Below are 7551 nucleotides of genomic sequence, written 5' to 3'. Positions count from 1 at the left end.
ACCGAGAAGCCCGACGGCCGGCCCAACCGGTGCCTGGCCGACTACATCGCGCCGGCCGGCGACCACCTCGGCGGCTTCGCCGTGACCATCCTCGGGGCCGAGGACCTGGCGGCCACATACGAGGCCGCGGGCGACGACTACCGGGCGATCATGGTCAAGGCGCTGGCCGACCGCTTGGCCGAGGCGTTCGCCGAGCACATCCACCTCCAGGCCCGGCGCGAGTGGTTCGAGCCCGACGCCCAGCCCGAGCTGGCCGACCTGCACGCCGAGCGCTTCCGCGGCATCCGGCCGGCCCTGGGCTACCCGGCCAGCCCCGACCACAGCGAGAAGGCCGACCTGTTCCAGATGCTCGACGCCGAGTCCTTCGGCATGGCCCTGACCGAGTCCTACGCCATGACCCCCGCCGCCAGCGTCAGCGGCCTCATCTTCGCCCACCCGGAGTCGAAGTACTTCACGGTCGGCCGCCTCGGCCGCGACCAGATCGAGGACTACGCCACCCGCCGCGGCCTGCCCCTGTCCGTCGTCGAGCGCTGGCTCCGCCCCAACCTCGCCTACGACCCCTCCTGAACCCTCGCGAGTCGCGCTCACAGACAGACCGAATGGAGGTTCCGGCGGATCGCCCCGAAGTTCGGGGCGATCTTTCAGGTGAGCGAACCGGGCCACCGGGTTACCATTGACCAATGGCGAACCGCAGGTCCGCCGCCGTCGCGCTGGTCGTCGGCCTCGGACTGTTTTCCACCCCGTCGTGCGCGACCTCGGCCGGTCGGACCTATTACGTCGACCCGGCCGGATCGGATGATTCCAGCGGCCTGTCGACGGAATCGGCCTGGCGGACGCTGAACCGCGTGAACGAGGCGTTGCTGAACCCCGGCGACACCGTCCTGCTCAGGGGCGGGGCCAGATTCGAGGGCCCACTGCTGTTGGACGGAAAAGACGCTGGAAACGCCGCGTCACCGGTCAACATCGGTTCCTACGGCGATGGCCGGGCGATTGTGTCCAGCGCGCGAGACTGGGGGATCTACGCGCACAACACGGCCGGCCTGGACATCCACGACCTCGTCGTCACCGGTGGGCCGGCGGCCCGGCGCACGGCCGGCGGCATCTCCTTCTACCACGACACCGCAGGTCAGGGGCCGCTCGACGGGGTGCGGATCAGCCGGGTGGACGTGAGCGGGTTCAAGAACGGCGTCGAGGTCGGCGGGGCGACGGCGGGATTCCGCGACGTCGTCGTCACCGATTCGGCCGTGCACGACAACGTGGAGGCGGGCCTGTCCATCTACGGGCCGGCGTTCAGCATGAGCACCCCGTCCTACGCCAACGAGAACGTCAGCATCAGCTCGGTCGAGGCGTACAACAATTCCGGCGACGAGACCAACAAGACCCGCAACACCGGCAACGGAATCATGCTCGGCAGTGTTCGCGGTGGCCATATCGAAAAGTCGACCGCTCACGACAACGGTTGGCTGTGTTCGGCCCCCGAAGGTCCGGCCGGGATCTGGGCCTACGATTCGACCGGAATCGTCATCGAGAACAGCGTCGCCCACGACAACCGCACCGGCGGAACCGTCGACGGCGACGGGTTCGACCTCGACCAGAACGTGTCGGACTCGGTTCTGCGGCACAATCGCGCCTACGACAACGACGGCGCCGGATTCCTGCTGTACGCCACCCGGGCCGGCACCGCCAACACCGGCAACACCGTTCAGGACAACACCAGCGAGAACTCCCCGCGCCGGCCGGGCTGGTACGGCGGCATCACCGTCGCCGGCCACGTCTCCGGCGCCCGGGTCCACGACAACACGGTCACCGGGCCGGGCGCGCCGATCACCGTCGATCCGGCCGCCGCCGCCAACGACAACGACATCCAGCCCCCGAACGCCGGCCGCTGAGCACGGGTCGGGGGACCCGGGTCGCCCCGAGTCCCCCGACCTCGACGAGTGCGACGAGACGCCGGACCGCCCAGCCGCCTGGGTCAGACCAGGGCTCGGCCCCGGCCCAGGCCGCGGACGGTCCAGTTCGCCGCGCGCCAGCGGTCCACCGGCAGCGCGTTGCGGCCGTCCAGCATGCGGGGGTGGCTGACGACCTGGGCCAGGGTGTCCGGGTCGAGGTCGCGGTACTCCTGCCACTCGGTCAGGTGCAGGACCACGTCGGCGCGTTCGCACGCCTTGGCCACTTCCCGGGTGTAGTCCAGGCTGGGGAACACGGCGCGGGCGTTGTCGATGGCCTCGGGGTCGTGCACCCGCACGTTGGCCCCCTGGAGCTGGATGGCGGCGGCCACGTTGAGCGCGGGCGAGTCGCGGACGTCGTCGCTGTCGGGTTTGAACGCCGCGCCCAGCACGGCCACGTTCTGGCCGAGCAGGGAGCCGCCGACCAGCTCGCGGGCCAGTTCGACGACGCGGCGGCGGCGGCGCATGTTGATCTCGTCGACCTCGGCCAGGAAGCCGAGGGCGTCCGACACCCCCAGTTCCTTGGCCCTGGCCATGAACGCGCGGATGTCCTTGGGCAGGCAGCCGCCGCCGAAGCCGAGGCCGGCGGCCAGGAACCGGCGGCCGATCCGCTCGTCGTGGCCGATGGCGTCGGCCAGCGTGACGACGTCGCCGCCGGCGGCGTCGCACACGTCGGCGATGGCGTTGATGAAGGAGATCTTCGTGGCCAGGAACGCGTTGGCCGAGACCTTGACCAGCTCGGCGGTGGCCAGGTCGGTGCAGATGTACGGGGTGCCGACGGCCAGCATCGGCTCGTACACCGCCCGCAGCAGGGCGTCGGCCTCGGACGACCGCACCCCGACCACCAGCCGGTCCGGGCGCAGGGTGTCCTGCACCGCGAAGCCCTCCCGCAGGAACTCGGGGTTCCACGCCACCTCGGCGTCGGCCCCGACGGGGGCGATGTCGGCCAGCCGGGCGGCCAGCGCCGCCGCGGTGCCCACCGGGACGGTGGACTTGCCGACCACCAGGGTCGGCCGGGTCAGGTGCCGGCCGAGCCCGTCGACGGCGGCGTTGACGTAGGTCATGTCGGCGGCGTGCGAGCCGGGCAGCTGGGGTGTGCCGACGCAGACGAAGTGGACGTCGCCGAACTCCGCGGCCTCGGCCAGCGAGGTGGTGAAGCGCAGCGCGCCCGAGCCGACGGTGCGGCCGAGCACGTCGGACAGGCCCGGCTCGTAGAACGGCGGGCGGCCGGCGGCGAGGGCCTCGATCTTGGCCACGTCGACGTCGACGCCGAGCACCTCGTGGCCGATGTCGGCCATGCAGGCGGCGTGCACGGCGCCGAGATAGCCCGTGCCTATCACAGTGATCCGCATGTCACGTCTCCGAAGTGGACAGGACGGGGGCGGTGGTCCCGCGGTAGCCGTCGGGGTTGAGCTTCTGGAACTGCCAGGCGTCCCGGCACATGTCGGCCAGGCCGCGGGTGGTGCGCCAGCCCCAGGCCCGTTCGACCCGGCCGGCGTCGGCGATCAGGCGGGCCACGTCGCCCGGCCGGCGGGGCATGATCTGGAACGGGATCGGCCGCCCGCAGGCCTGGCCGAACGCCTCGACCAGCTGGAGCACGGAGACGCCGACCCCGGTGCCCAGGTTGAACACCCGCAGGCCGGTGGCGTCGCCGAGGTGTTCCAGCGCGAGCCGGTGCCCCTCGGCCAGGTCGCACACGTGGATGTAGTCGCGGATGGCGGTGCCGTCGGGGGTGGGGTAGTCGTCGCCGAACACGGGCAGCCGCTCCAGCCGCCCGACGGCCACCTGCATCAGGTAGGGCATGACGTTGTTGGGCCGGCCGAGCGGGTCCTCGCCGATCAGGCCGCTGGGGTGGGCGCCGACCGGGTTGAAGTAGCGCAGCGCGATGACGGCGAGCTCGGGATACCGCTGGCAGGCCTGGGCCAGCAGCTGCTCGCAGGTCCACTTGGACAGCGCGTACGGGTTGGTGGGCGCGGCCGGCTCGTCCTCGTCCAGCGGCGTCTTGGCCGAGGCGCCGTAGATCGAGCAGGACGAGGAGAACACGAGCCGGTGCACGCCGTGCGCCCACATCGCGCGCAGCAGGCTCGTGGTGCCGCCGATGTTGATGTCGAAGTAGTCGAGGGGGATGTCCATCGACTCGCCGACCGCCTTCTTCGCGGCGAAGTGGATCACCGCGTCGATCGGGTGCGCCGCGAACACCGCGTCCAGCGCGACCCGGTCACGCAGGTCGGCCCGGTACACGGTGAGCGGACGACCGGCCAGGGCGCGCACCTGGTCGAGCGCGGCGGGCGAGCTGTTGGAGTAGTCGTCGACGACCACCACGTCGCAGCCGGACGCGAGCAGTTCGACGCAGGTGTGGCTGCCGATGAAGCCGGCGCCGCCGGTGACCAGCACGGTCATCGTCATGGGGTGGGACCGCCTTCCGGAATCGCTGTCACCAGCCGAGGACTTGGCTCAGGTACGCGGGAAACTCGACGACGGCCACGCCAACCAGCGGCAGCGCGCAGCACGCCAGCAGCAGCGGTGCGCGGACCGTGGCGCCGACGGCCTGCCGCCGGCCGACCCCGGCCGTCCGGGCCGCCTCGTTCGCGTGCAGCAGGCACACCGCGAACGTCACGACGGCGTAGGTGATCGCGGCGAGCGTGCACAGGAAGACGTAGCCGACCGCGCTGGTGGTCAGCTCGCCGGTGACGGCGGCGGCGGCCATCACCGTGCTGACCGTGAGGTAGGGCAGGATCAGCCTGGTGGCCAACGGTTCCAGGCCGCCCTCGCCCTTGGGCGTGACCTTGAAGGTGATCTGCTGTGGACGAAGGCGTTGCAGGACGGCGGAAACGACGCCCCACGCGATGTACGGCCACCGGGTCAGGCAGTAGAGCCAGTTCTCCCAGCTCAGGATCGGCGGCCGGGTCGGCCGCAGCAGGCCGCGGCGGCGCAGCACCGCGATCAGCAGCAGCAGGCAGGCCGACAGCGACCACCAGTGGGCCAGGAAGCTGACGTAGTCCACATTGACCCAGGGCATCCCGGTGATCGCGGCGATCGGGGCGAGCGCGAGCCCGGCGACGATGGTGGTGGCGAGCAGGGTGTAGTAGAGCAGCACGTAGAGGAAGCGGACGCGCAGCCACCACGGCACCCGGCCGACGTTGCGCGGCACCAGCCCGTACAGCAGCGTCGTCAGGCTGCGGGACCACTGGAACTCCTGGACGAGCATGGCGGCGAAGGTCGGCGGCCCGTCGCCGTGGGCCTCGGCGCGGATGGCGAACACGCCCTGCCAGCCGCCGGCGTTGAGCAGGAAGCTGGTGGAGAAGTCCTCGGCCAGCTCCGGTCCGATGCCGCCGACGTCCCTGATCGCCCGGGTGCGCACGGCGTAGTGCGAGCCGATGCAGATCGGCGCCAGCCCGGCGTTGTGCCCCAGCTGGAACGGTCCGTGGAAGGTCGCCTCGCAGTACAGCCGGCCGCGCGCCGCCCAGGACCGGCCGGCGTTCGAGTCGCAGACGCTGGGCGCCGCCGTGTATCCGACGGCCGGGTCGGCGAACGGCCGCACCATCTCGGCCAGGTAGGTGGCGGCGGGCACGTGGTCGCAGTCCAGCTGGGCCACCACGTCGTAGTGGTCGTATCCGATCCGGTCGTAGAAGTAGGCGAGATTGCCTTCCTTGCACCGGGTCCGGCGCGGCCACTGCGTGCGGTGGTAGGCGGCGACGCCGAAGCGGGTGGAGATCTGCACGCCGTGCCGCTCGCACCACTCGGTGATCTCCTCGGTGGGCTGCTCATCGCACAGCCACACGTCGTAGTCGTGTGGGAAGTCCTGCGCCAGCATGGCGGTCAGGGTCCGGCGCGCCACGGTCCACGGTTCCGACGGCGCCCGCGTGACCACGAAGGCCACCCGCAGCAGCGGCACGGTCGCGTCGACGTCGACGCCCCGCAGCCGGTTGACCGCGATCACGAAGTAGACCGGCTGGTAGGACAGGTAGAGCAGCAGCACGCTGTTGATCACCAGGCCGGGCCAGGTCACCACGTGCTCGGGGCGCAGCCACCAGGTCCAGAACCACACCAGGCAGGCCAGCCACGCGGCGCTCAGCACGGCGATCAGCACCCGGTCCCGGCGGCCGACCAGCGGCACGAGGGCCTGCCGGTCCAGTCGCCGCCGGCTGCCCTCGGCGCGGGCCAGCGTCGGGCCGCTGGCCCGGATGTCCACCACGTTCCCGCCGGAGAGCTCGCGGATGGCCGACAGCGGGGCCTCTTCCAGGCTCTGGGTGCTCACGACCGGCCGACCGCCACCGGCCCGGCGGCAACCGGACTCGCGGCGGGCACGCCCGCGCCGCCGACCTGCTCGCCGGCCACCATGGGCGCGGCCGCCGCGACCTCGTCCATGCGGGTCCGGAACCAGTCGACGGTCCGGCGCAGGCCCTCCTCGGTGTCGACGCGCGGCTGCCAGCCGAGCACGGCCCGGGCCTTGCCGATGTCCGGCCGGCGACGGGTGGGGTCGTCGACCGGCAGCGGGTGGTGCTCGACCGGCGAGGACGACCCGGTCAGCGCGACCACCGCCGCCGCCAGCTCGGACACCGTGCGCTCGTGGGGATTGCCCAGGTTGACCGGCCCCGGCTCGTCGGAGTCGATCATCGCCACCAGGCCGCGGACCAGGTCGTCGACGTAGCAGAAGCTGCGGGTCTGGCTGCCGTCGCCGTAGATCGTGAGCGGATCGCCGTTGAGCGCCTGGGTGATGAAGCTGGTCACCACGCGCCCGTCGTGCGGCCGCATGCGCGGGCCGTAGGTGTTGAAGATGCGCACCACGCCGGTGTCCACGCCCACCGACCGCCGGTAAGCCATGGTCAGCGCCTCGGCGAACCGCTTGGCCTCGTCGTAGACACTGCGCGGGCCGATCGGGTTCACGTTGCCCCAGTAGTCCTCGCGCTGAGGGTGCACGGCCGGGTCGCCGTAGACCTCGCTGGTGGAGGCGAGCAGGAAGCGGGCCTGCTCGCGGGCGGCCAGCCGCAGGGCGTGCTCGGTGCCGCGGCTGCCGACCGCGAGTGTCCCCAGTGGACTGCGGTGGTAGTCCGGCGGCGAGGCCGGGCTGGCCAGGTGGGCCACCACGTCGACCGGCCCGGACACCTCCAGCCCCTCGCTGACATCCATGTGCGCGAAGGTGAAGGCCGGCAGGTCGAGCAGGTGGTCGATGTTGTCCAGGCGGCCGGTCGACAGGTCGTCGGCGCACACCACGGCGTCACCGCGTTGGATGAGGGCGTCACATAAATGGGAGCCGAGAAATCCGGCCCCTCCCGTGACAACGACGCGCTTCACAGCACCTCCGAGCAGGGGTGGGGAGGAAAATGTGGAGACCACGACAGTGGAGTCGAATAACAGGCCCGCGCGGATCAGGGAATCCGCAAACCAGGCCGTTCGTCTGAATCGTAGCGAACAGCCGGGCGACCGGAATTGTGATCTGAACCACAACGCTGAGAAAACCGTTTCTCCCAGGTCAGAGCACACGTATTCCGTAACTGTTGAGTACGAATGACCTGAACCTGGGAATTCCCTGGAGATAGCGCGTGAATTCGCCGAGGGCACTGTCAAGTGTCAATCACGGACGCGCGCGGACACCGGCGCCGGG

General features: G+C 71.2%; 6 protein-coding genes. 2 read left to right on the top strand and 4 right to left on the bottom strand.

Annotated features, from left to right (window positions below; translation table 11 throughout):
* Both ACIG5F_RS21955 and ACIG5F_RS21950 read left to right on the top strand, forming a co-directional pair.
* The coding region (locus ACIG5F_RS21955; RefSeq protein WP_396520156.1) for a vitamin B12 dependent-methionine synthase activation domain-containing protein at positions 1 to 567 on the top strand (567 nt) is incomplete at its 5' end.
* 113 nt (positions 568 to 680) lie between these two features.
* Positions 681 to 1889, top strand: a complete 1209-nt coding sequence (locus ACIG5F_RS21950) for a right-handed parallel beta-helix repeat-containing protein (protein ID WP_396520154.1) — start codon at positions 681 to 683, stop codon at positions 1887 to 1889.
* 83 nt (positions 1890 to 1972) lie between these two features.
* On the opposite strand, the gene ACIG5F_RS21945 is transcribed toward ACIG5F_RS21950, so the two are convergent.
* The 4 genes from ACIG5F_RS21945 to ACIG5F_RS21930 are packed head-to-tail and all read right to left on the bottom strand — an operon-like array spanning position 1973 to position 7241.
* Complete coding sequence (locus ACIG5F_RS21945; protein ID WP_396520152.1) at positions 1973 to 3298, bottom strand: UDP-glucose dehydrogenase family protein; 1326 nt, start codon at positions 3296 to 3298, stop codon at positions 1973 to 1975.
* Position 3299: 1 nt separating this feature from the next.
* Positions 3300 to 4352: a UDP-glucose 4-epimerase GalE gene (gene galE / locus ACIG5F_RS21940; protein ID WP_396520150.1), complete on the bottom strand. Its 1053-nt coding sequence runs from the start codon at positions 4350 to 4352 to the stop codon at positions 3300 to 3302.
* Between the two features lie 28 nt (positions 4353 to 4380).
* Positions 4381 to 6204, bottom strand: a complete 1824-nt coding sequence (locus tag ACIG5F_RS21935; RefSeq protein WP_396520148.1) for a glycosyltransferase family 2 protein — start codon at positions 6202 to 6204, stop codon at positions 4381 to 4383.
* Positions 6201 to 7241 (bottom strand): UDP-glucuronic acid decarboxylase family protein, encoded by a 1041-nt coding sequence (locus ACIG5F_RS21930; RefSeq protein WP_396520146.1) that lies wholly within the window; start codon positions 7239 to 7241, stop codon positions 6201 to 6203. Before ACIG5F_RS21930 ends, ACIG5F_RS21935 begins: the two co-directional genes overlap by 4 nt.
* Positions 7242 to 7551: the final 310 nt, after the last annotated feature.

Source organism: Kutzneria sp. NPDC052558 (assembly GCF_044547355.1).
Taxonomy (GTDB): domain Bacteria; phylum Actinomycetota; class Actinomycetes; order Mycobacteriales; family Pseudonocardiaceae; genus Kutzneria.
The sequence above is the reverse complement of the archived record's forward strand: the minus strand, read 5'-3'. Positions and strand labels throughout refer to the sequence as shown.

Excerpts from the sequence above, each read along its gene's own strand:
- ACIG5F_RS21950 (WP_396520154.1), top strand. The coding sequence starts at position 681 with ATGGCGAACCGCAGGTCCGCCGCCGTCGCGCTGGTCGTCGGCCTCGGA.
- ACIG5F_RS21945 (WP_396520152.1), bottom strand. The coding sequence starts at position 3,298 with ATGCGGATCACTGTGATAGGCACGGGCTATCTCGGCGCCGTGCACGCC.
- galE (WP_396520150.1), bottom strand. The coding sequence starts at position 4,352 with ATGACGATGACCGTGCTGGTCACCGGCGGCGCCGGCTTCATCGGCAGC.